We start from the raw sequence: 20,812 nt of genomic DNA on the forward strand, positions 1-20,812 counted from the left end.
TAGATGGTCGTGAAAGACCGACGGTTCGAAAGGGGAGGTGGACAGGGGTCGACGTGGACAGAGGGACGAGGGGCCGGGACCACGGTGACCCGGCCCCCGGAAGGCGGGGGTGTGCGCGGCGGCCGGGCCGTCGCGCGCGCGAGGACGGGCCGCGGGCGTCAGCCCTTGACCGCGCCCTGCATGATGCCGCCCACGATCTGCTTGCCGAAGATCGCGAAGACCAGCAGCAGCGGCAGCGTGCCGAGCAGCGCGCCCGCCATGATCAGGGACTGGTCGGGGGTGTAGCCGCGGCCCAGACCCGCGAGGGCGACCTGCACGGTCGGGTTGCCGGTCTGGGTCAGCACCAGGAAGGGCCACAGGAAGTCGTTCCAGGTCTGCACGAACATCAGCATCCCCAGCACGGCCATCGCGGGACGCGCCGCCGGGAACACCACGTGCCACACCACGCGCCAGCTGCTCGCGCCGTCCACCCGGGCGGCCTCGATGATCTCGTCCGGCAGCGCCTGGAGCAGGTACTGCCGCATGAAGAACACACCGAACGCGCTGACCAGCGACGGCAGGATCACCGCCTGCAACTGGTCGGTCCAGTCCAGCTTGGCCACCATCATGTACAGCGGGATGATGCTGAGCTGCGGCGGCACCATCATCGTGCCGATCACGATCAGCATCAGCGCGCCCCGGCCCCTGAAGCGCAGCTTGGCGAAGGCGAAGCCGGCGATCGTGGACAGGAACACGACCGTCGCCGCGGAGATCCCCGCCACGATCGTGGTGTTGACGAACGCCTTGCCCAGGTTGGCGTCCGTCCAGGCGACCTGGAGGTTGTGCATCAGGTTCGAGCCGAACCAGAAGGGCGGCGGGGTCTGCGCCAGCCGGTTGTTGTTCCGGGACGCGGCGATCGCCGTCCACACCAGCGGGAACAGCGACCCGATGGTGAACAGGGCCAGGATCACGTACGCGATCGGGCCGGCGTGCAGCTGCCCGCCCGCGCGGGCGGCCTTGGACCGGCGCGTCCGGCGCGGCCCGGCGGTCGGCGTCTCGGGTTCGGTCAGGGTCGTCGTCGTCACGGCCGGTCTCCTTAACTACTGGCGCGCAGCCGGCGCGAGATGACGTAGTTGACCACGCCGATCACGATCAGGATCAGGAACATCGTCCAGGCGATCGCGGAGGCTCGGCCCAGGTGCTGGTTCACCCAGCCCTGCTCGTACAGGTACAGACCCAGCGTCTGGAACTGGTGCTCGGCACCGCCGGAGGCGCCCTTGTTGGCGTCGAACAGCAGCGGCTCGCCGAAGACCTGGCTGGCGCCGATGGTCGACACCACGGCGGTGAAGAGGATGGTCGGACGCAGCTGCGGCAGGGTGACGTGGAAGAACTGCCGGATCCGGTTGGCGCCGTCCAGGGCGGCCGACTCGTACAGGTCGTTCGGGATGGCCTGCATCGCCGCCAGGTAGATCAGCGCGTTGTAGCCCGTCCAGCGCCAGATGATGATCGTGGAGACGGCTATCTGGGAGGGCCACTTGTCGTTCTGCCAGTCGATGTTGTCGAAGCCGACCGAGTGCAGCACCCAGTTGATCATGCCGTAGTCGCGGCCGAAGAGCAGCACGAAGACCAGGGAGGCGGCGGCGATCGACGTCGCGTACGGCGCGAGCATCGCGACCCGGTAGAAGGTCGAGGCGCGCAGCCGGTAGTTCAGGATGTGCGCCAGGCCCATCGCCATCAGCAGCTGCGGGACCGTGGAGATGATGCCGATGGTCAGGGTGTTCCGCGCCGCGTTCCAGAAGAACTCGTCATCGAAGATGCGGGTGTAGTTCCGCAGCCCCGCCCACTCCATGTCGGTCGGCGCCGTCAGCTCCACCGTGTGCAGCGAGGCCCACGCCGTGTAGATCAGCGGGAACAGCCCGAAGGCGACGAACAGCAGGAAGAACGGCGAGACGAACGCGTACGGGCTCCACCGCATGTCCCGCTGCCAGCGGCGGGACAGCCGCGCCCGGCGCCGGTGCTCCGCGTCGGCGGTGTCGGTTCCCGCCGGGCGGCCCGGGGCCGCGCCCCCCTCCTTCTCGGGGGGCGCGGCGGTGTCGTGCCGGGTGGCCATACCGGTCACTTCTCCAGGTTGTTGTCGATGGTCTTCGTGGCCGTCTTCCAGGCGTCGGCGGGCGACTTGCCCTTCGTCACGAGGATGACGCCGTTGTCCGTCAGGCCCTGCTGGACGATCTGGTCCTTCGGGCCGATCGTCTGGACCGGGATGGACTTGGCGGCCTCCGCGAAGATCTGGCCGATGGGCGCGTCACCGGTCATCTCGTTCTTCGCGTCGGTCACCGACGGCATGGTGTAGGCGCCGGGGGCGCTCGGGAAGCTGCCCTGGACGGCGAACAGCTTCGCCTGCTGCTCGGGAGCGGTCAACCAGGTGATGAACTCCGTCGCCTCCTTCACGTGCTTGCCGCTCTTGGGCACGGCCAGGAAGGAGCCGCCCCAGTTGCCGCCCTTGGGCGGCACGGCGACGTCCCACTTGCCGGCCGCGTCGGGCTGCGACTTGCCCTTGATGGTGCCGAGCATCCACGGCGGGCAGGCGACGGTGGCGAACTTGTTGTTCGCGATCGTCTGGTCCCAGGCCGGCTGGAACTGCGTCTGCGACTGGACCAGTCCCTCCTGGGCGGCCTTGGCGGTCAGGTCGAAGGCGGCCTTGACGGCGGGGTTCGTCTTGTAGATGACGTTGCCGGAGGCGTCGTAGAACTTCTCCTTCTCACTGCTGAGGATCGCGTTGATCAGACCGCCGGGGGAGTCCATGAAGTAGGTGCCCTTGGGCGCCTTCTTCTTGAACGTCTCGCCCGCCGTGACGAACTTGTTCCAGTCGCCCGCCCAGAGCTTGCCGACCTCCTCGCGGTCCGTGGGCAGTCCGGCCTGCTCGAAGAGGTCCTTGCGGTAGCAGATCGCCATCGGGCCGATGTCGGTGCCCAGGCCGATGGTCTGGTCGTCCTTGGTGGTGGCCTGCTGCCACTTCCAGTCCAGCCAGTTGCCCTTGTCCACGCCCGAGGCCTTGGAGAGGTCCTCGAACTTGGCTGCCTGGGTGGCGACGACCTCGGCGATGTTGCCGACCTCGATGGCCTGGACGTCCATCAGGCCGCTGTTGGTGGTGAGGTGGTTGACGAGCGCCGGGTAGTAGTTCTCGTTGCGCTCGACGACGTTTTCCTGAATCTTGATGTCGGGGTGCAGCTTCTCGTACTCGGTGTAGAGGCCGGCCTCCTTGAAGCCCATCGTGCCGAAGAGGCCCATCGTGATCGTGACCTTGGCACCACCGCCGTCGCCACCGCCGGTCGACGAGCCGGTCTTGTCTCCGCTGTCGCTGGAGCAGCCGGCCAGCAGCCCGGCGCCCAGCGACGCGGCTGCCGCCAGGACCACCGCCTTGCGGGCGATGGGGGTCCCCCCACTCGAACGAAGTCGAGAATGGGGGAGCAAACGTGCTCGCATTGCGTCCTCCTGTTGCCCTGACGTGCCGACCCCCCGGCCAACTGCATGTTGGGCCCGTTTTGTACTCGCTGCGGCTCGGGCGGGGAACGTGCGGGTTGTGTATGTGTCAGGTACTGTGGGAGCGCTCCCACCAGTGATGTGTTGAAGAGTCGCGGGTTCGAGCGGGGGTGTCAAGGGTGTGAGCGAGGACAAATGCGTTCGGTTATCGGCCTGTTAACTAACGCGGGAGGGGTGAGGTCCTCGACCCGGGTATGCGGAGTCGTCCCGTCCCCCGGGGTCCGCCGCGGCGGCCCCCGGGCACGGCGTCCGCGCTCGGGAGACTGTTACATTCCAGGCCAAGGCGGTTTCGACGGCGGAAGGGCGGAGCCAATGACAGGCCACGGAGCGCGGGGCCGGAGCGGCGGTCGGCCGACCCTCGAAGAGGTCGCCGCGCGGGCCGGCGTCGGCCGCGGCACCGTCTCGCGGGTGATCAACGGCTCGCCCCGGGTCAGCGACGCCACCCGGGCCGCAGTCGAGGCGGCGGTGGCCGAACTCGGCTACGTCCCCAACACGGCCGCCCGCGCCCTCGCCGCCAACCGCACCGACGCGATCGCCCTCGTCGTGCCCGAGCCGGAGACCCGCTTCTTCGCCGAGCCGTACTTCTCGGACATGCTGCGGGGTGTCGGCGCCGGACTGTCGGACACGGAGATGCAGTTGCTGCTGATCTTCGCCGGCAGCGACCAGAAGCGGCAGCGGCTGGCCCAGTACCTGGCCGCGCACCGGGTGGACGGCGTGCTGCTGGTCTCGGTGCATGCCGACGACCCGCTGCCGGACATGCTGGCCCAGCTGGAGATCCCGGCCGTGATCAGCGGTCCGCGGTCGGCGGGCGAGACCCTGACCTCGGTGGACTCCGACAACTACGGAGGCGCCCGTTCCGCCGTGGAGCACCTGATGGCCCGCGGCTGCCGCACCGTCGCCCACATCACCGGCCACATGGACGTCTACGGCGCCCAGCGCCGCGTCGACGGCTACCGCGACGCCCTGCGGGACGCGGGCCTGGAGGTGGACGAACTCCTCGTGGCCCAGGGAGACTTCACCGAGGGCGGTGGCCGCCGCGCGATGACGCGCCTGCTGGACCACCGCCCCGACCTGGACGCCGTCTTCGCCGCCTCCGACGTCACGGCGGCCGGCGCCCGTCAGGTGCTGCGCGAGGCGGGCCGCCGCATCCCCGACGACGTGGCCCTGGTCGGCTACGACGACTCCGCCATCGCCCGCCACATGGATCCGCCCCTGACCAGCGTCCGCCAGCCCATCGAGGAGATGGGCCGCGCGATGATCGACCTCCTGCTGAACGAGATCGCCGACCGCCGCCCGGCGGTGTCCCGGGGGCTGGAGCGGCGGCAGCTCGTACTGCCTACGGAGCTGATGGTGCGGGCGTCGTCGTAGCGGGCCTCGGACCGCCGGGCCGGGTGGCTCCCGCCGCGACGAGAAGAGCGACCGACTCGGCATGGGAATCGGCCACCGCCCACTCCAGGGGAGTACGGCCCGTGCCGTGATCCTCACGAAGATTCGGATCGGCTTCGTGCGCCAGGAGCGTGCGCACCGTCTCGGTGTGCCCCCAGCAAGCGGCCGCGCACAGGGGCGTGCCTTCCGCTCCGCGCCCGCTCTCGGTGTCCGGACGGGCCCCGGCCGCGAGAAGCAGTCGGACCATCTCGGCATCCCCCTGTACGGACGCCGCATAGAGCGGGGTGGTGCCCTCCCTGTCCGCTCGCTCCGGATCGGCACCGGCCCGCAGCAGCGCCTCCGCGTGGGCGGTGTCGCCCAGCATGGCCGCCGAGACGAGGTGCCCGGAGAGCTTCTTGCGCTGCCGTCGGTTCATGGCTGCCGAGGTTACCGTCGCGGCGCGCGGTTCCGGGCCGGTCAGGAGGAAGCGGAACCACCGTCGGTCCCCATGCGCTGACGCCTGTAGTGGCGAGCGGCTCGGGCGCGGTTTCCGCACGACGGCTTGCACCACTCCTGCCGCCCGTGGCCCTGGACGAAGTAACGCACGCAGCGGGGCGCGGTGCAGGCGCGCAGACGCTCCCGCTGCGACCCGCTCAGGAAGTCGATGGCGGCACGGGCGAGGGTCGCGACAAGCAGGACCTTCGGATCGCTCCCCGTGGAGAAGATCCGCGCTACGGGGGTTCCTTCGCGAGGCCAGTCGAGCCGCGGGGCGACCGGTTCACGGGCGGCGACCGCGTTGAGGTGGGCCAGTGCCTGGTCGGTCGGCATCAGCCGACGGGCATCCGCCGGACTGGGGGGAGCGGGGCTGACCGCGCGGGCGAACAGGGCTCGCGTCGCCCGCCGCAGTTCGACGATCTGGAGCCTGAGGTCCTCGTCCGTCGCGATGCCCTCGACCGGGACATGGCCGGTCAGCAGATCGCCCTGCGCCTGGACCCTGCGCATGCCCTGGGAGGGCGACTCCCCGGCGGACCGGGACCAGCCGCCCGGCCTCGCCTTCCACGTCCTCGGCGACGACCGGCGCCTGACCACCCACTACCGCGTCGTTCTCCGACGCTCACGTCCGGCCGAGCGGCCCCTGACGCAGCGGAACATGCAAGAGGCCGGTGACCTGGATAATCCAGGCCACCGGCCTCTTGGTGAAGGGTGAGTGACGGGACTCGAACCCGCGGCATCCTGGACCACAACCAGGTGCTCTACCAGCTGAGCTACACCCACCATGACCGGTCCGAGGGATTCTGCGGTTTCCCCGACCGGCCGAGAAGAAGTCTACAGGGTCGGAAGGGGTGCTCGCGCACAGGTTTCGCGGCGCCCCTTCGCGGGGCCCCGCTATGCCTGCTGAGCAGGCAGGACGTGCTTCGCCGCGATCGTCTTGGCGGTGTCGGAGTCGGGGCCGGGCTGCGGGACGAAGACGGCCTCGCGGTAGTAGCGCAACTCCGCGATGGACTCGCGGATGTCGGCCAGGGCACGGTGGTTGCCGTTCTTCTCCGGGCTGTTGAAGTACGCCCGCGGGTACCAGCGCCGGGCCAGCTCCTTGATCGAGGACACGTCCACGATCCGGTAGTGCAGATAGCCCTCCAGCGTCGGCATGTCGCGCAGCAGGAAGCCGCGGTCGGTGCCGACCGAGTTTCCGCACAGCGGGGCCTTGCCGGGCTCCTTGACGTACTCCCGTACGTAGGCCAGGACCTGCTCCTCGGCGTCCTTGAGCGTCGTGCCGCCGGCCAGCTGGGTGAGCAGGCCGGACGCGGTGTGCATCTCACGCACCACCTCCGGCATCGTCTCCAGCGCCGAGTCCGGCGGCCGGATGACGATGTCGACTCCCTCGCCGAGTACGTTCAGCTCGGAGTCGGTGACGAGGGCGGCCACCTCGATGAGCGCGTCGTCGGACAGCGAGAGGCCGGTCATCTCGCAGTCGATCCACACCATGCGATCGTTCATGTGTCTCACCTTACGGCGCCCCGCCGCGACCCGGACCGGCCGTGCGGTGCCCTTGTCGGGCAACGGCCGGCGCGGACCCGCGCCGGGACGGCCGGGCGGACGGGACCAGGAGGGCCCGTCCACCCGGCCGCCGTGGGTCAGGAGCCGCCGCGCTGGCCCGGAACGCTCGCCGACAGGGCCGCCGTGCGGCGCGCCTGGTGGGGCACCTGGCCGTCCGGGTGGAAGGAGGACAGCGGCGACGCGGGCCCGGCCGGGGCCGCCGCGGAGTGCGGTCCCGGGCCGCCCGGCATGCCGGCCGTCCCCGACACGAGGTCGCCGTCTCCCGGCCGCTCGTGCTGTGGCCGCCGCGCCCGGTAGGCCGCCCGGTACGCCGCCGGGGACGAGCCCAGCTGCCGCCGGAAGTGGCCGCGCAGTGCCACGGGGGAGCGGAAGCCGCAGCGGCCCGCCACCTCGTCGACCGAGTAGTCGGACGTCTCCAGCAGCCGCTGCGCCTGGAGCACCCGCTGGGTGATCAGCCACTGCAACGGCGCGCTGCCGGTCAGGGAACGGAAGCGGCGGTCGAACGTACGCCGGCTCATGTACGCCCGCGCCGCCAGCGTCTCCACGTCGAACTGCTCGTGGAGGTGCTCCAGCGCCCAGGCGACGACCTCGGCGAGCGGGTCGGCGCCGATCTCCTCCGGTAAAGAGCGGTCCAGGTAGCGTTCCTGGCCTCCGCTCCGGCGAGGCGGGACCACCAGTCGCCGGGCCAGCGCGCCCGCCGCCTCGTTGCCGTGGTCCGAGCGCACGATGTGCAGGCACAGGTCGATCCCGGCCGCCGTACCCGCCGACGTCAGCACGTCGCCGTCGTCGACGAACAGCTCTCTGGGATCCACGTGCACCGACGGATAGCGCTTGGCCAGCGTCGGCGCGTACATCCAGTGCGTGGTCGCCGGCCGGCCGTCCAGCAGCCCGGCCGCGGCGAGTACGAACGCCCCGGTGCACAGGCCCACGATGCGGGCCCCCTCCTCGTGCGCCCGGCGCAGCGCGTCGAGCGCCTCCTCCGGTGGCGGCGAGGTGATCGAGCGCCAGGCCGGCACGACGACCGTGCCCGCCCGTGAGATCGCCTCCAGGCCGTGCGGTGTGGTGAGTTCCAGGCCCCCTGTGGTCCGCAGCGGGCCTTCCTCGCCGCCGCACACCAGCAGTCGGTAGCGCGGTACGCCGGCGTCCTGGCGGTCAACCCCGAACACCGACAACGGTATGGAACTCTCGAAGATGGGGCCGCCGCTGAACAGCAGCACCGCGACGATCTCCTTGCGGCGTCGCCCGGACAGCTTCCGGGCCGCGGTTTCCGGCGCGGCAGTGGAGTCGTGGCTCATACTGCTAAGCCCCCCTCGGTGGTCGCGGCTCCTCGGTTGTGTCGCTCCTGCACGTTTCCCCTCGGTCCTGCACGAGTCCCCCGCCGTAAGACAGTCAAGATCGAATCTACTGCGTCCCGCCGTGCCGTGTTGACCAGTTCGTCACCCGGCACATTGTCGACATGGCAACTTGGCGTGAAGCATTCGATCACGAAGCGTTGCACTCGGGGAGCGTGCAGGGAAGTGCGCCTCGTCGTGGTGGCCAATCCCCGTAGGGTGCGCGGTCCTGCGGAGACCCTTTCCGTGCAGGTCGAACGGGGGGTGAGGGGTACTTCGGCCGGGGAATGCACGGATACGAGAAGTTGGCTGAAAAGCTACGGCCGCGTGCGCAAAAACCGGTCAGCCGACCGGTGCCGTTCCGTCCGGGTGCCCGCCGCCCTGGTGCGCCCCGTTCCCCGTTCCGTGGTGGCGGTCCTGGTACGGGGCGCGCTCCTCGGTGCGCAGCCGGGCCGCCACGCGCTCGGAGTGGCGCAGCAGTGCCCGGCAGGCCCCGGTGACGGCCCCGAGGCCCAGGGCGGTGCCGGCGGCGCCGGCGAACGAGGTGCCGTACCAGAGCAGGACCACGGGGACGAGTGCGCAGCTGAAGACGGCCCAGCGCACCATCTCGTCCACGGCGCCGCCCTCCCCGCCGGCCGCGGCGCGCCGACCGCTGTTCTGCGCGATGCCCGGTGCGGTGTCCTGTGCGGGGAACGGATGTCGGTCGGGGACGGTGCGGGGTCCGGACAACGGCGTGCTCCCTACGGCGGCGGTTCTCCGGGATCAACGCGTGTTCGATCGGTCGGTCACTGTGCGGCACCACGCGGGCCCCGCGCGGCCGTACGGCACCCCGCCCGACCCCCCGGCGGCGCCCCGCCGTTACCGTGATCCCGCCCGTCCCGGAAGGTGAATCCCGTACAAACCGCCTGTACGGGGCACCAACCATTGCCTTGCGGGCGTGGCTCGTGCATGCTCCGGTGAACCGCCACGGAGAGTGCGCGGGATCTGGGCTAAGGAGGCGTGCCGCCGTACCCTTGGGGGTATGGGGACGGGAAGACCATTCCCGGACACAGCTTCGCCGCAGACTGTCGTCCCCGACAAAGGATCACATCGCCGAGACAGCCATGGCCGGTCACGAATTCTTCGAACCCGCGGACCGCAAGCGACCGCTCGCCGACCCCACGGCGGCCGATCCCCTGGCGGCGGAAGAGTCACGCCATCCCTGCGATCCGGCGTTCAAGCACGGCGTCGTCGTCGGCTTCGACGGATCCACCTCCAGTGAGCGCGCCCTCGCCTACGCGATCGGCATGGCGCTGCGCACCCACTCGGGGCTGATCATCGTGCATGTCGCCAACCGGCTGCCCACCACGGTGTGGGCGGGCTGCGAGCCCCCCGTCTTCGTGGACGTGCCGGACCACCGCACCGAGGTCCTCGGCCTCGAACTCGCCTGCGCGGAGTACCTGGCGGAGGTGCCCTGGATCCTCGTCGAGCGCGGCGGCGACATCTGCCACGAACTCGAAGAGGTGGGCAAGGAGTACGAGGCGGACGCGATCGTCGTCGGCTCCACGCACGGGCTCGTGGGGCGCCTGTTCGGCTCGGTCGCGGGCCGGCTCGCCAAGCGCGCGCAGCGGCCGGTCGTCGTCATCCCTTAGCCGGTTCCGCCCCGGCCGGGCTCACGTCGGCCAACTTCCCTTTCCAGCCACGCGCTTTCCGTAAGCTACTCGCACGTAGAGGTGTTTGTGCCCTTGTGAAGGGCATATACCGGTCACCGCACAACTGCGCAGGCATGAAGGGAGCTTGCCGTGGCCAACGACGTCTCTGCGGGAAGCACCACGACCACCATCCTCGGCCGACTCGCCCTCGGTGTCACCCTGCTGGCCTTCGGCCTCGGGTACACCGAAGTCATCAACGGAGTGACGGCGAACGACTCGGTGACACTCGCTCACTATGTGGGCGGCGTCGCGCTGTTCGTCGCCGGACTGCTGGCCTTCCGCGATCGCGACACCGCGACCGGTACGGCCTACTGCGCGCTCGGCGCCCTCTGGTTCACCTGGGCCGTCTCGGTGGGCAGCCAGGTCTCCGGCAATGGCGCGGGGCTCTTCCTGCTCCTGTTCGCCCTCGTGGCCCTGACGTTGACGCTCGCCGGCGGCGACGTGCTCGGACAGGGCACCTACGGGCTGTTCTTCGTCTCCCTGGTGCTGCTCGCCATCGCGCTCTTCGCCGACAACGGCGGCCTGGCGAAGGTGGGCGGCTGGTTCGCCGTGGCGGCGGGAGCCGTCGCCTGGTACGCGGCCACGGCGGCGCTCGCCCACTGGCCCACGGAACTTCCGCGACGCGCTGCCGGCCGGGGGGTGACGGCCACCGGTTAGCCGCGCGGGCTGGGGGGTTGGCATGCTCCCCGGCGACGGAGACGGACCCCCGCGTGATGGGTGGCACACGCGGGGGTCCGGTCTGTTGTTCTGCCCGTGCGGGTGCGTGGGGGCTGGTCGCGCCCCCACGGCGGGGCCGCATGTCGATGCGGCCCCGCGCCCTTTGGGGCGATCCGCTACTCCACCGTTACCGACTTGGCCAGGTTGCGCGGCTTGTCGATGTCCCGGCCCAGGGCCAACGCCGTGTGGTAGGCGAGGAGTTGGAGGGGGAGGCCCATGAGGATCGGGTCCAGCTCGTCCTCGTTCTTGGGCACGACGATCGTCTGGTCGGCCTTCTCCTGCTCCTGGTGGGCGACGGCGAGGATCCTGCCGCTGCGGGCCTTGATCTCCTCCATGGCCGCGCGGTTCTTCTCCAGCAGGTCGTCGTCCGGCACGATCGCCACCGTCGGCAGGGCGGGCTCGATCAGGGCCAGCGGGCCGTGCTTGAGCTCGGAGGCCGGGTAGGCCTCGGCGTGGATGTAGGAGACCTCCTTGAGCTTCAGGGAGGCCTCACGGGCCACCGGGTAGCCCCGGACCCGGCCGATGAAGAGCATCGAGCGGGCGTCGGCGTAGTCCCGGGCCAGCCGCTCGATCTCCTCCTCCTGCTTCATGATCTCGGAGATCTGCGCCGGCAGCCTGCGCAGGCCCTCGATGATCCGCTTGCCGTCGCGCACCGACAGGTCGCGGATGCGGCCCAGGTGCAGGGCGAGCAGCGCGAAGGCGACGCAGGTGTTGGTGAAGCACTTGGTGGACACCACGCAGACCTCGGGCCCGGCGTGCACGTAGATGCCGCCGTCCGCCTCGCGGGCGATGGCGGAGCCCACCACGTTGACGACGCCGAGCACCCGCGCGCCCTTGCGCTTGAGCTCCTGCACGGCCGCCAGCACGTCGTACGTCTCGCCGGACTGGGAGACCGCGATGTACAGCGTGTCGGGGTCGACCACCGCGTTGCGGTAGCGGAACTCGGAGGCCGGCTCGGCGTCGGCGGGGATGCGGGCCAGCTCCTCGATCATCTGGGCGCCGATCATGCCCGCGTGGTAGGAGGTGCCGCAGCCGAGGATCTTGACCCGGCGCACCGCGCGCGCCTCGCGGGCGTCGAGGTTGATGCCGCCGAGGTGCACGGTGGCGAACCGGTCGTCGATCCGGCCGCGCAGCACCCGGTCCACGGCCTCGGCCTGCTCGTGGATCTCCTTGTGCATGTAGGTGTCGTGGCCGCCCATGTCGTAGGAGGCGGCCTCCCACTCCACGGTGGTCGGCTCGGCGGTGGTGCGGGTGCCCTCGGTGGTGTACGTACGGAAGTCGTCGGCCTTGAGGGTGGCCATCTCGCCGTCGTCGAGCGTGACTATCTGGCGGGTGTGGGTGACCAGCGCGGCGATGTCGGAGGCGACGAACATCTCCTTCTCGCCGATGCCGAGCACGACCGGCGAGCCGTTGCGGGCCACCACGATGCGGTCGGTGAAGTCGGCGTGCAGGACGGCGATGCCGTAGGTGCCCTCGACCTGGCGGACGGCGGCGCGGACCCTCTCCTCCAGCGTCTCGGCCTCGGAGCGGGCGATGAGGTGGGTGAGCACCTCGGTGTCGGTCTCGGAGAGGAACTCCACGCCCTCCGCCTGGAGCTTGCGGCGCAGGTCGGAGGCGTTGTCGATGATGCCGTTGTGCACGACGGCGACCTTGTTGTCGGCCGACATGTGCGGATGGGCGTTCACGTCGGAGGGGGCGCCGTGGGTGGCCCAGCGGGTGTGGGCGATGCCGGTCGTGCCCTTGAAGCGCGCCGGGACCTTGGCCTCCAGGTCGCGGACCCGGCCCTTGGCCTTGACCATCTTCAGGCCGGCCGTCTTCGGCGAGGTGACGGCGATGCCCGCGGAGTCGTAGCCGCGGTACTCCAGGCGCTGAAGGCCTTCCAGGAGCAGGGGGGCGACGTCACGCTTGCCGATGTATCCGACGATTCCGCACATACAGGTATCCCTCAGCCGTAGACGATCCGGCGCAGCTGCCGGAGGGAGAGTTCCGGCGGTGCCACCGCCCGGTATTTCAGGTCCGCCAAGATCCGTTCGAAGATCTCCGCGTTCACCAGGCCCTGGGCCTGGAGCTCACGGTGGCGGCGACGGACGAACTCCTCGGTCGTCTCGTCGAAGTAGGCGAGCACGTCCTGGACCACCCGCAGCGCCTCGCCCCGGTTCAGGGGCGTGGACCGCGTCAGGTGATCAACAAGTTCGTCGTGCACCCGGTGGATTCTGGAGTAAGGGGCGGGCTTTCGCAAGAAACCTGCCCGATTTCGGGCAGGAGGTGTCGGTGGGAGGGCAGGGGCGAGGTGGTGGAGGCGCCCGGAGCGGTTCTCACATGCGTCTGAGGACCGCCTGCTTGGCCAGGGTGAACTCCTCGTCCGTGAGCACTCCCGTGCGGTGCAGTTCGCCCAGCTCGCGCAGCCGTCGCAGCAGGGCGTCGTGGTTCTCCCCGTCCCCGTCCGCGCCCTGGTCGGGGACCGCGGCCTCCACCACGGCGGGCCCGCCGTCCACGGCCCCGTCCCATGGCGCGGACGGATGCGGCAGCCGGGCCTGCACGGCCGCCGCGACCAGCGCCATCAGCGGGTCCTTCTTGAAACCCCACAGTTCCACGGCGTTCGGGTCGTGCTTGGGCGGGACGCCGGCGGGCGCGCCCCGCACGGTGAGGCGCAGGAAGCCGTTCTCCAGCCCGGCGGCGGGCAGCCACTCCACCGCGGTGATGTCGGCGAGCGCTATCGTGCGGGCCCCGCCCGCGGCCTTGGCGTCCTCCGTCTTCCAGTTCCACTCCAGACGCACCCGCTCGCCGTCGAAGCTCGCCGTGCCGTCCCCGGCCGACACCGAGAGCGGCAGCGCGGGACCGGGCAGCAGGTACTCCGTCACCGGGACCGGGGGCACCTGCTCCAGCCGCAGGGCGTCACGGACCACGTCCACGAAGTATTCGGCGACCCCGTACCGCTCTGACTCGACCAGCAGCTGATAGGGGTCGTGCGGCTCGGTCAGCCGGCCCGCGGTCGCGTGCAGCAGCGGATCGGCGCCGTCGCGCAACCGCAGCCTGAGCCGCCCGCACCGCTTGCCCTGCTCGAACGAAACGCCCGCCAGAGCGGCGAGCGGTACGCGGATCTCACCCAGGGTCCGGCGCAGCAGACCGACGTTCTTGTCCCGTCCCGGGGTCAGTCTCAGGGCGTCGCCGTCCAGGACCCACGTGCCGTCGTTCTGGATGATTTCCGTCATGGGGAGATTGTTTCACCCCATCTGCGAGAGAGTGGTCTATACCGTCGGGGCTCATGGAGTCCCCGAGCCGAACGAAGGGAGCGCATGTGAGACGGCACCACAGCACGACTCCCCGCAGAATCCGGATGCCCAGGACGAGCCGGGCCCTGGGCGCGCTGCTGCTCGTGGCGGCCGCCGGAGCCTTCACCGTGGGCGCCGCGCCCGCCGGGAAGGCGGCGCCCGCAGCGGCCGCGACGCCGCTGGGCCAGGTGGTCCCGGCCCCCGCCTCCGTCCGGGCGGGCGGATCCCCGTACCGCATCACGGCGGGCACCCACATCCGCGTCGACGGCTCCCGTGGGGCGCGCCAGGTGGGCGAGTACCTCGCGGACGTCCTGCGGCCCTCCACCGGCTACCGCCTGCCGCTGACCACACAGGGCCAGGGCGGCATTCGGCTGCGGCTGGCCAAGGGGTCGTACGGCGCCGAGGGCTACCGGCTGGACAGCGCGGCGAGCGGGGTGACGATCACCGCCGGAAAGCCGGCCGGCCTCTTCCACGGTGTGCAGACCCTGCGGCAGCTGCTGCCCCCGGCCGTAGAGAAGAAATCCGTGCAGCCGGGCCCGTGGCTGGTCGCCGGCGGCACCATCAAGGACAGCCCGCGCTACGCCTACCGCGGCGCCATGCTCGACGTCTCCCGGCACTTCTTCACCGTCACGCAGGTCAAGCGCTACATCGACGAACTCGCCCTCTACAAGATCAACAAGCTGCATCTGCACCTGAGCGACGACCAGGGCTGGCGCATCGCCATCGACTCCTGGCCGCGCCTGGCGACCCACGGAGGCTCCACGCAGGTCGGCGGTGGCGAGGGCGGCCACTACACCAAGGCCGACTACAAGGAGATCGTCCGCTACGCCGCCTCCCGCCATCTGGAGGTCGTGCCCGAGATCGACATGCCCGGCCACACCAACGCGGCCCTCTCCTCCTACGCGGAGCTGAACTGCGACGGCGTGGCACCGCCGCTGTACACCGGCACCAACGTCGGGTTCAGCTCGCTGTGCGTGTCCAAGGACGTCACGTACGACTTCGTGGACGACGTCATCCGCGAGCTGGCCGCCCTCACCCCCGGCCGCTACCTGCACATCGGCGGCGACGAGGCGCACTCCACGAGCCACGACGACTACGTGAAGTTCATGAACCGGGTGCAGCCGATCGTCGCCAAGTACGGCAAGACGGTGATCGGCTGGCACCAGCTGACCGGCACCACCCCGGCCAAGGGCGCGCTCGCCCAGTACTGGGGCCTGGACTCCACCAGCGCCGCGGAGAAGTCCCAGGTCGCCCAGGCCGCGCAGAACGGCACCGGGCTGATCCTGTCCCCGGCCGACCGGGTGTACCTCGACATGAAGTACACCAAGGACACCCCGCTCGGACTGGCCTGGGCCGGCTACGTCGAGGTGCAGCGGTCCTACGACTGGGACCCGGGCAGCTACCTGCCGGGCGCGCCCGCCTCAGCGGTGCGCGGTGTCGAGGCCCCGCTGTGGTCGGAGACCCTGTCCACCTCCGCGCACATCGACGCCATGGCCTTCCCCCGGCTGCCCGGCGTCGCCGAACTCGGCTGGTCACCCGCGGCCACGCACGACTGGAACACCTACAGGACGCGCCTGGCGGCCCAGGCGCCGCGCTGGGACGCGCTCGGGATCGGGTACTACCGCTCCCCGCAGGTGCCCTGGCCCGCGCAGTAGGAACAGCGGGGGGAACACACGACGACGGGCACCCCGGAGGACCGTACTCCGGGGTGCCCGTCCGTCCGCGCCGGGGCTCACCGCCCCGCGAGGGGGTTCCGCAGGGTCCCGACCAGCTGGAGCGCCCCGGAGGGGTCCGCGAGGTCCACCATCTGCCGGTTGTCGCGCAGTTGGAGCCGGTTGAGGCAGGACAGCGCGAACTCGGGGGCGAACAGGTCGTACTGCCGGAACTTCCAGGCGAGTTCGGGCACCGACTCCTGGTACCCGCGGACCGCCTCGGCGACCGTCCGCCAGAAGCCGTCCTCCTCCAGGATCCCCTCGGTGGCGAGGCCCGCGGCCAGGAAGCGGAAGAAGCAGTCGAAGACGTCCGTGAAGAGGGACAGCAGCTTCTGGTCGTCCGGGACCTCCACCCGGATCCGCCGCACCTGGGGCGGCAGCGCGGCGTCCGGGTCCAGCACCGCGATCTCCTCGGCGATGTCCTTGAAGACCGCCCGCCGCACCTCGCCGTCCTCCAGCACCAGGATCACGTTCTCGCCGTGCGGCATGAACACCAGGTCGTAGGCGTAGAAGCTGTGCAGGAGAGGGGTGAGGTAGGCGCGCAGGTAGCCGCGCAGCCACTGCCGCGGGGACAGTCCGGAGCGCTCGATCAGGACACCCGCGAAGGACGCGCCCTCGTGATCGACGTGCAGCAGCGAGGCCATGGTGGCCAGGGACTCGCCCTCCCGCAGCGAGGGCACCGGGCTCTCGCGCCACAGCGCGGCCAGCATCTTCCGGTACGGCGAGTAGCGGTCCGTCGCCTCCTCGTACTCCAGGTGCCGGTAGCCGACGGCCGCGCGCTCGCGGATGATCGTCAGGCCGGTCGACTTCAGCACCGGGTCGTCGGCGATGAGCTGGGCCAGCCAGTCGTTGATGGCCGGGGTGGCCTCCATGTAGGCGGCCGACAGTCCGCGCATGAAGCCCATGTTGAGCACGGACAGCGCGGTCTTGACGTAGTGCCGCTGCGGGTTCGTGCGGTTGAAGAAGGTCCGGATGGACTGCTGGGCCAGGTACTCGTCGTCGCCCTCGCCCAGGCAGACCAGGTGCCGGCGGGCGATCTCGGCGGCGAAGGTGACGGTGAGCTTGTTCGACCACTGCCAGGGGTGGACGGGGATGAGCAGGTAGTCGGCGGGGTCGAGGCCCTGGCCGGTGAGGCGGGCGTGGAAACGCTCGACGGTCTCCGCGCCCAGCTCCTCGCGGAGGAAGGCCTCGTACTCGATGCCGACGCCCGCCGTGAAAGCCGCCCGTGAGCGGTGCGCGGCCAGCCACACCAGCCGGACGGGGCTCGCGGTCTCGGGGGCGTACGCCAGGTACTCGTGGCCCCCGAAGCCGAGCCGCCCGTTGTTGGCGACGAAGCAGGGGTGGCCCTCGGTCATGCCGCTCTCGATCTCCTGGAAGGAGCCCTTCGCCAGCTCGGCCGACGTGACCCGCGGCTTGGCGAGCTTGTAACAGGTGCTCGCCAGGGTGGAGGAGATCTCCTCCAGGTAGATCGGGAGGATCTCGTCGCTCAGCCCCAGTGACGCCTTGAACTCGATGAAGAAGTCCAGTGCGGCGAGCGGCAGTTCGGTGCCGTCGCGGTGGCGGGTGATCGAGTCCGGGTCCACCTGCCAGTGGTCGAGGGCGTGGCGGACGGCGGTGAAGCGGTAGCGGGTGAGGCCGTCGTCGGTGTGGACGGCCCAGTGGTCTCCGTCAGGCCGGGGAGCGAGCAGCCGCTCGTGCGTGAACTCGGCGAGAGCCTTGCGTATGAGCAGGCGGTTGGCGCTCTCCCAGCGCTCCGGGGAGAGGTGGGACACGGCGTCGGCGAGGGTCATGCCGTCACCCCCGTCGCCGCGGTGAACTGCTCCCGGGTGCAGAAGCTCAGCAACGCCGTCTTCTCGGGTTTGCCGATCTCGCGCTCCGGCACGAACCCGACGGCCGTGTTCAGTCTCTGCACGGCCTTGTTCCGCACGTCGGGCTCCACCACGACCCGGCGCGTCGCCGGATCCTCGAACAGGTGCCGCAGCACGGCGGTGAGCACGGCCCGCGTGAACCCGTGCACCGGCGTGTCGGTCGGCGCGACCAGGAAGTGCATGCCGACGTCGCCCGGTTCCGGCTCGTACAGCCCCACCAGCTCGCGATGGGCCGGGTCGTACCTCTCCATCAGGAAGGCGGGCTCGCCGTCGTGCAGGCCGAGGAAGGCGTTGTGGTGGCGGTCGGCTGCGATCTCCATGTAGGCGCGCTCGACGTCCGTGAGTTTCGCGTCCTGCATCATCCAGAACGCCGCCTTGGGATGGGTGACCCAGCCGTGCAGCAGCTCGGCGTCCTTCAGCGGGTCGAGCGGACGGATCGTGAAGGTCATACGGCGAACTCCTGGAAAGCGATGGTCTTCTCGACCGGGTAGTGCTCGGTGCCGAGCAGCTCGCGGATGATGCAGCTGTTGCGGTACGCGCCCATGCCCAGGTCGGGACTGGTGACGCTGTGGGCGTGCACGCCGGCGTTCTGGAGGAAGACGCCCCGGCCGGTGACGTCGATCGCGTAGTTGCGGCCGATGTCGTGGTTGCCGCGGGAGTCGTAGCGCAGCCGGTCCCGGATCGGCTTCAGGAACTCCGGTTCGGCGTACCGGTAGCCGGTGGCCAGGACCAGGCCCTCGGAACGCAGCTCGAAGTCCTTCCCCTGCTCCTCCTGGCGGAAGGTGAGGGTGTACGCGCCGTCGTGGTGGGTCGCGCCGGTGAGCGCGGAGTTGGTGAGCAGGCGGGTGGGGACCGGGCCGCCGAGGTTCTTCTGGTAGAGCAGGTCGAAGATGTCGTCGATCAGGGTGCCGTCGATGCCCTTGAACAGGCCCTTCTGTTGCTCGGTGAGGCGGTAGCGGGTCTCCTCCGGCAGCGCGTGGTAGTAGTCGATGTACTCCGGGGAGGTCATCTCCAGCGTGAGCTTGGTGTACTCCAGCGGGAAGAAGCGCGGGGAGCGGGTGACCCAGGTCAGCCGGTAGCCGTGGGCGTCGATCTCACCGAGCAGGTCGTAGTAGATCTCGGCGGCGGACTGGCCGCTGCCCACCAGCGTGATCGACTCCTTGCGCTGGAGCGCCGCCTTGTGCTCCAGATAGCGGGAGTTGTGCAGGTGGTCGCCGGGCAGGTCGCGGCAGGCCTCGGGAAGGTACGGGGGTGTGCCCGTGCCGAGCACCAGCCGGCGGGTGCGGTAGGCGGCTCCGGTGTGCGTCCGCACGGTGTACAGCTCGTCGCCGTCGTCGTACGTCACCTCGGTGACCGTCGTGCCGAAGCGGACGCTGCTCAGCCGGGACGCCGCCCAGCGGCAGTAGTCGTCGTACTCGACGCGCAGCGGGTAGAAGTTCTCCCGGATGTAGAACGAGTACAGGCGGCCCTTCTCCTTCAGGTAGTTGAGGAAGGAGAACGGGGAGGTCGGGTCGGCCAGGGTGACCAGGTCCGACATGAACGGGGTCTGGAGGTGGGCGCCGTCGAGGAACATTCCCGAGTGCCACTCGAAGTCGGGCTTGGACTCCAGGAAGACGCCGTTCAGTTCGGCGATCGGCTCGGTGAGGCAGGCCAGGCCGAGGTTGAAGGGGCCCAGGCCGATGCCCACGAAGTCGTAGGCGGTCCGGGGCTGTTCCGGGACCTCGGGAGCTTCGGTCGCTTCAGGACGCGCGGTCAAGGGACTCTCCCAGGTACTGCTCGGCGTGGCCGGCGATCAGGTCGAGGACGGCGGTGAGGTCGCCGGTGGTGGTCTCGGGGTTGAGCAGGGTGAACTTCAGGTAGTGGCGGCCGGCGACCTTGGTGCCCGCGACGGCCGCGGCGCCGGAGGCGAACAGGGCCTTGCGGGCGTAGAGGTTGGCGCGGTCGATCTCGGCCGGGTCGGTGACGGCCGCCGGGATGTAGCGGAAGACCAGGGTGGACAGCGCCGGCTCGACGACGACGTCGAAGCGCGGGTCGGAGGCGAGCAGTTTCCAGCCCGCGGCGGCCAGGTCGCACACCTCGTCGAAGAGCTGTCCGACGCCGTCGGCGCCCATCACGCGCAGGGTCATCCACAGTTTGAGGGCGTCGAAGCGGCGGGTGGTCTGGAGGGACTTGTCGACCTGGTTGGGGATGCGCTCGGTCACCGCGCGACGCGGGTTGAGGTAGTCCGCGTGATAGGTGGCGTGCCGCAGGACCGAGGCGTCACGGACCAGCACGGCGGAGGAACTCACCGGCTGGAAGAAGGACTTGTGGTAGTCGACGGTGACCGAGTCGGCGCGTTCGATGCCGGCGAGCAGGTCGCGCCGGGTGGGGGAGACCAGCAGGCCGCAGCCGTACGCCGCGTCGACGTGCAGCCAGGTGCCGAACTGCTCGCACAGTTCCGCGATCTCGGGCAGCGGGTCGACGGAGCCGAAGTCGGTGGTGCCGGCGGTGGCGACCACGGCCATCGGGACCAGCCCGTCGCGGCGGCAGCGCTCCAGCTCGTGGGCGAGCGCGAGGGTCTGCATGCGCTGGTCGTGGTCGACGGGGACACAGACCACCGAATCGGGGCCCAGGCCCAGCAGTCGGGCTGACTTCCGCACGCTGAAGTGGCTTGCCTCGGAGGTGAGGATCCGCAGTTTGGAGACGGCGTCGCTCTTGGCCTCCTCACGGGCCAGCAGCAGCGCCTGGAGGTTGGACTGGGTGCCGCCGGAGGTGAACACGCCGTCGGCGTCGGGGCCGAGGCCGACGCGGGCGGCCGTCCAGTCGATGAGCTTGCGCTCGATCAGGGTGCCGCCCGCCGACTGGTCCCAGGTGTCGAGGGAGGAGTTGACGGCGGACAGGATGGCCTCGCCGAGCACCGCCGGGATGACGACCGGGCAGTTGAGGTGGGCGAGGTAGCGGGGGTGGTGGAAGTAGACGGCGTCCTGGAGGTAGACCTCCTCCAGCTCGTCGAGGGCCGCCGTGGTGTCGTTCAGGGGCCGGTCGAGGTCGATCCGCTCGATGCGGGGGGCGAGGGCGTCGGCGGTCACGCCCGTGAACGGCCGGTCGGTGGTGGCCAGTCGGGCGGCCACCCGCTCCACTCCTTCTTTCACGGACCGGCGGTAGTGCTCCGCGGTCAGGTCATTGAGCAGGTGTGAGCGCATGTGGGGGGTCCTCCGGTGGGTGGGGACGGTCCGAGCGGGACGGGAAAGCGGCGCCGTTCGTGCGCAACTCAACTTAGGTTAGCCTAACCTAAGTTGATCT

At 70.4% G+C, this 20,812-nt stretch carries 19 protein-coding genes, 1 tRNA gene and 1 pseudogene; 5 read left to right on the plus strand and 16 right to left on the minus strand.

Annotation, left to right across the window (positions count from 1 at the left end; all coding sequences use genetic code 11):
- Positions 1-158: 158 nt before the first annotated feature.
- Genes TNCT6_RS19910 through TNCT6_RS19920 form a run of 3 tightly spaced genes read right to left on the minus strand, consistent with a single transcriptional unit; the run spans position 159 to position 3,462 of the window.
- Complete coding sequence (locus TNCT6_RS19910) at positions 159-1,064, minus strand: carbohydrate ABC transporter permease (RefSeq protein WP_141360645.1); 906 nt, start codon at positions 1,062-1,064, stop codon at positions 159-161.
- An 11-nt stretch (positions 1,065-1,075) separates the two neighbouring features.
- Complete coding sequence (locus TNCT6_RS19915) at positions 1,076-2,089, minus strand: carbohydrate ABC transporter permease (protein WP_141366621.1); 1,014 nt, start codon at positions 2,087-2,089, stop codon at positions 1,076-1,078.
- 5 nt (positions 2,090-2,094) lie between these two features.
- The gene (locus TNCT6_RS19920) at positions 2,095-3,462 is read right to left on the minus strand and encodes an ABC transporter substrate-binding protein (RefSeq protein ID WP_141360646.1); all 1,368 of its coding nucleotides are present in this window, start codon (positions 3,460-3,462) and stop codon (positions 2,095-2,097) included.
- A 369-nt stretch (positions 3,463-3,831) separates the two neighbouring features.
- Here TNCT6_RS19920 and TNCT6_RS19925 point away from each other — a divergent pair, with 369 nt between their 5' ends.
- Entirely contained in the window at positions 3,832-4,887 is a 1,056-nt protein-coding gene (locus TNCT6_RS19925) for a LacI family DNA-binding transcriptional regulator (protein WP_141360647.1), read from the plus strand.
- On the opposite strand, the gene TNCT6_RS19930 is transcribed toward TNCT6_RS19925, so the two are convergent.
- The gene (locus tag TNCT6_RS19930; RefSeq protein ID WP_141360648.1) at positions 4,856-5,320 is read right to left on the minus strand and encodes an ankyrin repeat domain-containing protein; all 465 of its coding nucleotides are present in this window, start codon (positions 5,318-5,320) and stop codon (positions 4,856-4,858) included. The two genes, TNCT6_RS19925 and TNCT6_RS19930, sit on opposite strands and share 32 nt — an antisense overlap.
- Before the next feature lie 41 nt (positions 5,321-5,361).
- The gene (locus TNCT6_RS19935) at positions 5,362-5,886 is read right to left on the minus strand and encodes a CGNR zinc finger domain-containing protein (RefSeq protein ID WP_141360649.1); all 525 of its coding nucleotides are present in this window, start codon (positions 5,884-5,886) and stop codon (positions 5,362-5,364) included.
- Here TNCT6_RS19935 and TNCT6_RS40950 point away from each other — a divergent pair.
- Positions 5,873-5,992 (plus strand): annotated as a pseudogene (locus tag TNCT6_RS40950) (phosphodiesterase); the annotation flags it as partial. The gene TNCT6_RS19935 and the pseudogene TNCT6_RS40950 sit on opposite strands and share 14 nt — an antisense overlap.
- A 94-nt stretch (positions 5,993-6,086) precedes the next feature.
- On the opposite strand, the gene TNCT6_RS19945 reads toward TNCT6_RS40950, so the two are convergent.
- The 4 genes from TNCT6_RS19945 to TNCT6_RS19960 all read right to left on the minus strand — a co-directional run bounded on the left by TNCT6_RS19945 (position 6,087) and on the right by TNCT6_RS19960 (position 8,999).
- A tRNA-His gene (locus TNCT6_RS19945) sits at positions 6,087-6,159 on the minus strand.
- Between the two features lie 111 nt (positions 6,160-6,270).
- Positions 6,271-6,879, minus strand: a complete 609-nt coding sequence (gene orn / locus TNCT6_RS19950) for an oligoribonuclease (protein ID WP_141360650.1) — start codon at positions 6,877-6,879, stop codon at positions 6,271-6,273.
- 137 nt (positions 6,880-7,016) lie between these two features.
- A complete protein-coding gene (locus TNCT6_RS19955) occupies positions 7,017-8,234 on the minus strand; it encodes a helix-turn-helix domain-containing protein (RefSeq protein ID WP_141360651.1) in 1,218 nt (405 codons plus the stop codon).
- Positions 8,235-8,612: 378 nt separating this feature from the next.
- Positions 8,613-8,999 carry a hypothetical protein gene (locus tag TNCT6_RS19960; RefSeq protein WP_373996191.1) on the minus strand — a complete coding sequence of 129 codons (387 nt, stop codon included), beginning with the start codon at positions 8,997-8,999 and terminating at the stop codon, positions 8,613-8,615.
- Positions 9,000-9,373: 374 nt separating this feature from the next.
- On the opposite strand from TNCT6_RS19960, the gene TNCT6_RS19965 reads away from it, so the two are divergent.
- Both TNCT6_RS19965 and TNCT6_RS19970 read left to right on the plus strand, forming a co-directional pair.
- Positions 9,374-9,901 carry a universal stress protein gene (locus TNCT6_RS19965; RefSeq protein ID WP_141360652.1) on the plus strand — a complete coding sequence of 176 codons (528 nt, stop codon included), beginning with the start codon at positions 9,374-9,376 and terminating at the stop codon, positions 9,899-9,901.
- 150 nt (positions 9,902-10,051) lie between these two features.
- Entirely contained in the window at positions 10,052-10,618 is a 567-nt protein-coding gene (locus tag TNCT6_RS19970) for a GPR1/FUN34/YaaH family transporter (protein ID WP_141360653.1), read from the plus strand.
- Positions 10,619-10,794: 176 nt separating this feature from the next.
- Here the strand turns inward: TNCT6_RS19970 and glmS are convergent, their stop codons facing one another.
- The 3 genes from glmS to TNCT6_RS19985 form a co-directional block, all read right to left on the minus strand.
- Positions 10,795-12,612 carry a glutamine--fructose-6-phosphate transaminase (isomerizing) gene (gene glmS, locus TNCT6_RS19975; protein WP_141360654.1) on the minus strand — a complete coding sequence of 606 codons (1,818 nt, stop codon included), beginning with the start codon at positions 12,610-12,612 and terminating at the stop codon, positions 10,795-10,797.
- An 11-nt stretch (positions 12,613-12,623) separates the two neighbouring features.
- Positions 12,624-12,881 (minus strand): hypothetical protein, encoded by a 258-nt coding sequence (locus tag TNCT6_RS19980; protein ID WP_141360655.1) that lies wholly within the window; start codon positions 12,879-12,881, stop codon positions 12,624-12,626.
- Positions 12,882-12,993: 112 nt separating this feature from the next.
- Positions 12,994-13,890, minus strand: coding sequence for a DUF4429 domain-containing protein (locus tag TNCT6_RS19985; RefSeq protein ID WP_141360656.1), 897 nt, complete (start codon positions 13,888-13,890; stop codon positions 12,994-12,996).
- A gap of 125 nt (positions 13,891-14,015) precedes the next feature.
- Between TNCT6_RS19985 and TNCT6_RS19990 the strand changes: the two genes are divergently transcribed.
- The gene (locus TNCT6_RS19990; RefSeq protein ID WP_141360657.1) at positions 14,016-15,605 is read left to right on the plus strand and encodes a beta-N-acetylhexosaminidase; all 1,590 of its coding nucleotides are present in this window, start codon (positions 14,016-14,018) and stop codon (positions 15,603-15,605) included.
- Positions 15,606-15,682: 77 nt separating this feature from the next.
- Here TNCT6_RS19990 and TNCT6_RS19995 read toward each other — a convergent pair whose 3' ends face one another.
- Genes TNCT6_RS19995 through desA form a run of 4 tightly spaced genes read right to left on the minus strand, consistent with a single transcriptional unit; the run spans position 15,683 to position 20,712 of the window.
- Positions 15,683-17,452 (minus strand): IucA/IucC family siderophore biosynthesis protein, encoded by a 1,770-nt coding sequence (locus TNCT6_RS19995; RefSeq protein ID WP_141360658.1) that lies wholly within the window; start codon positions 17,450-17,452, stop codon positions 15,683-15,685.
- Positions 17,449-17,979: a GNAT family N-acetyltransferase gene (locus tag TNCT6_RS20000; RefSeq protein ID WP_141360659.1), complete on the minus strand. Its 531-nt coding sequence runs from the start codon at positions 17,977-17,979 to the stop codon at positions 17,449-17,451. Before TNCT6_RS20000 ends, TNCT6_RS19995 begins: the two co-directional genes overlap by 4 nt.
- The gene (locus TNCT6_RS20005) at positions 17,976-19,286 is read right to left on the minus strand and encodes a lysine N(6)-hydroxylase/L-ornithine N(5)-oxygenase family protein (RefSeq protein ID WP_373996192.1); all 1,311 of its coding nucleotides are present in this window, start codon (positions 19,284-19,286) and stop codon (positions 17,976-17,978) included. Before TNCT6_RS20005 ends, TNCT6_RS20000 begins: the two co-directional genes overlap by 4 nt.
- Positions 19,270-20,712, minus strand: coding sequence for a lysine decarboxylase DesA (gene desA, locus TNCT6_RS20010; RefSeq protein WP_141360660.1), 1,443 nt, complete (start codon positions 20,710-20,712; stop codon positions 19,270-19,272). The genes TNCT6_RS20005 and desA overlap by 17 nt, the downstream gene beginning before the upstream one ends.
- Positions 20,713-20,812: the final 100 nt, after the last annotated feature.

Origin of the sequence: Streptomyces sp. 6-11-2, assembly GCF_006540305.1 — a bacterium.
Taxonomy (GTDB): domain Bacteria; phylum Actinomycetota; class Actinomycetes; order Streptomycetales; family Streptomycetaceae; genus Streptomyces.

Bases quoted from the DNA above. Each gene is read 5' to 3' on its own strand.
- TNCT6_RS19930 (WP_141360648.1), bottom strand. From the start codon at position 5,320: ATGAACCGACGGCAGCGCAAGAAGCTCTCCGGGCACCTCGTCTCGGCG.
- TNCT6_RS19920 (WP_141360646.1), bottom strand. From the start codon at position 3,462: ATGCGAGCACGTTTGCTCCCCCATTCTCGACTTCGTTCGAGTGGGGGG.
- TNCT6_RS19915 (WP_141366621.1), bottom strand. From the start codon at position 2,089: ATGGCCACCCGGCACGACACCGCCGCGCCCCCCGAGAAGGAGGGGGGC.
- orn (WP_141360650.1), bottom strand. From the start codon at position 6,879: ATGAACGATCGCATGGTGTGGATCGACTGCGAGATGACCGGCCTCTCG.
- desA (WP_141360660.1), bottom strand. From the start codon at position 20,712: ATGCGCTCACACCTGCTCAATGACCTGACCGCGGAGCACTACCGCCGG.
- TNCT6_RS19925 (WP_141360647.1), top strand. From the start codon at position 3,832: ATGACAGGCCACGGAGCGCGGGGCCGGAGCGGCGGTCGGCCGACCCTC.
- TNCT6_RS19955 (WP_141360651.1), bottom strand. From the start codon at position 8,234: ATGAGCCACGACTCCACTGCCGCGCCGGAAACCGCGGCCCGGAAGCTG.
- TNCT6_RS20000 (WP_141360659.1), bottom strand. From the start codon at position 17,979: ATGACCTTCACGATCCGTCCGCTCGACCCGCTGAAGGACGCCGAGCTG.
- TNCT6_RS19985 (WP_141360656.1), bottom strand. From the start codon at position 13,890: ATGACGGAAATCATCCAGAACGACGGCACGTGGGTCCTGGACGGCGAC.
- TNCT6_RS19935 (WP_141360649.1), bottom strand. From the start codon at position 5,886: ATGCGCAGGGTCCAGGCGCAGGGCGATCTGCTGACCGGCCATGTCCCG.
- TNCT6_RS19995 (WP_141360658.1), bottom strand. From the start codon at position 17,452: ATGACCCTCGCCGACGCCGTGTCCCACCTCTCCCCGGAGCGCTGGGAG.
- TNCT6_RS19990 (WP_141360657.1), top strand. From the start codon at position 14,016: ATGCCCAGGACGAGCCGGGCCCTGGGCGCGCTGCTGCTCGTGGCGGCC.
- glmS (WP_141360654.1), bottom strand. From the start codon at position 12,612: ATGTGCGGAATCGTCGGATACATCGGCAAGCGTGACGTCGCCCCCCTG.
- TNCT6_RS19965 (WP_141360652.1), top strand. From the start codon at position 9,374: ATGGCCGGTCACGAATTCTTCGAACCCGCGGACCGCAAGCGACCGCTC.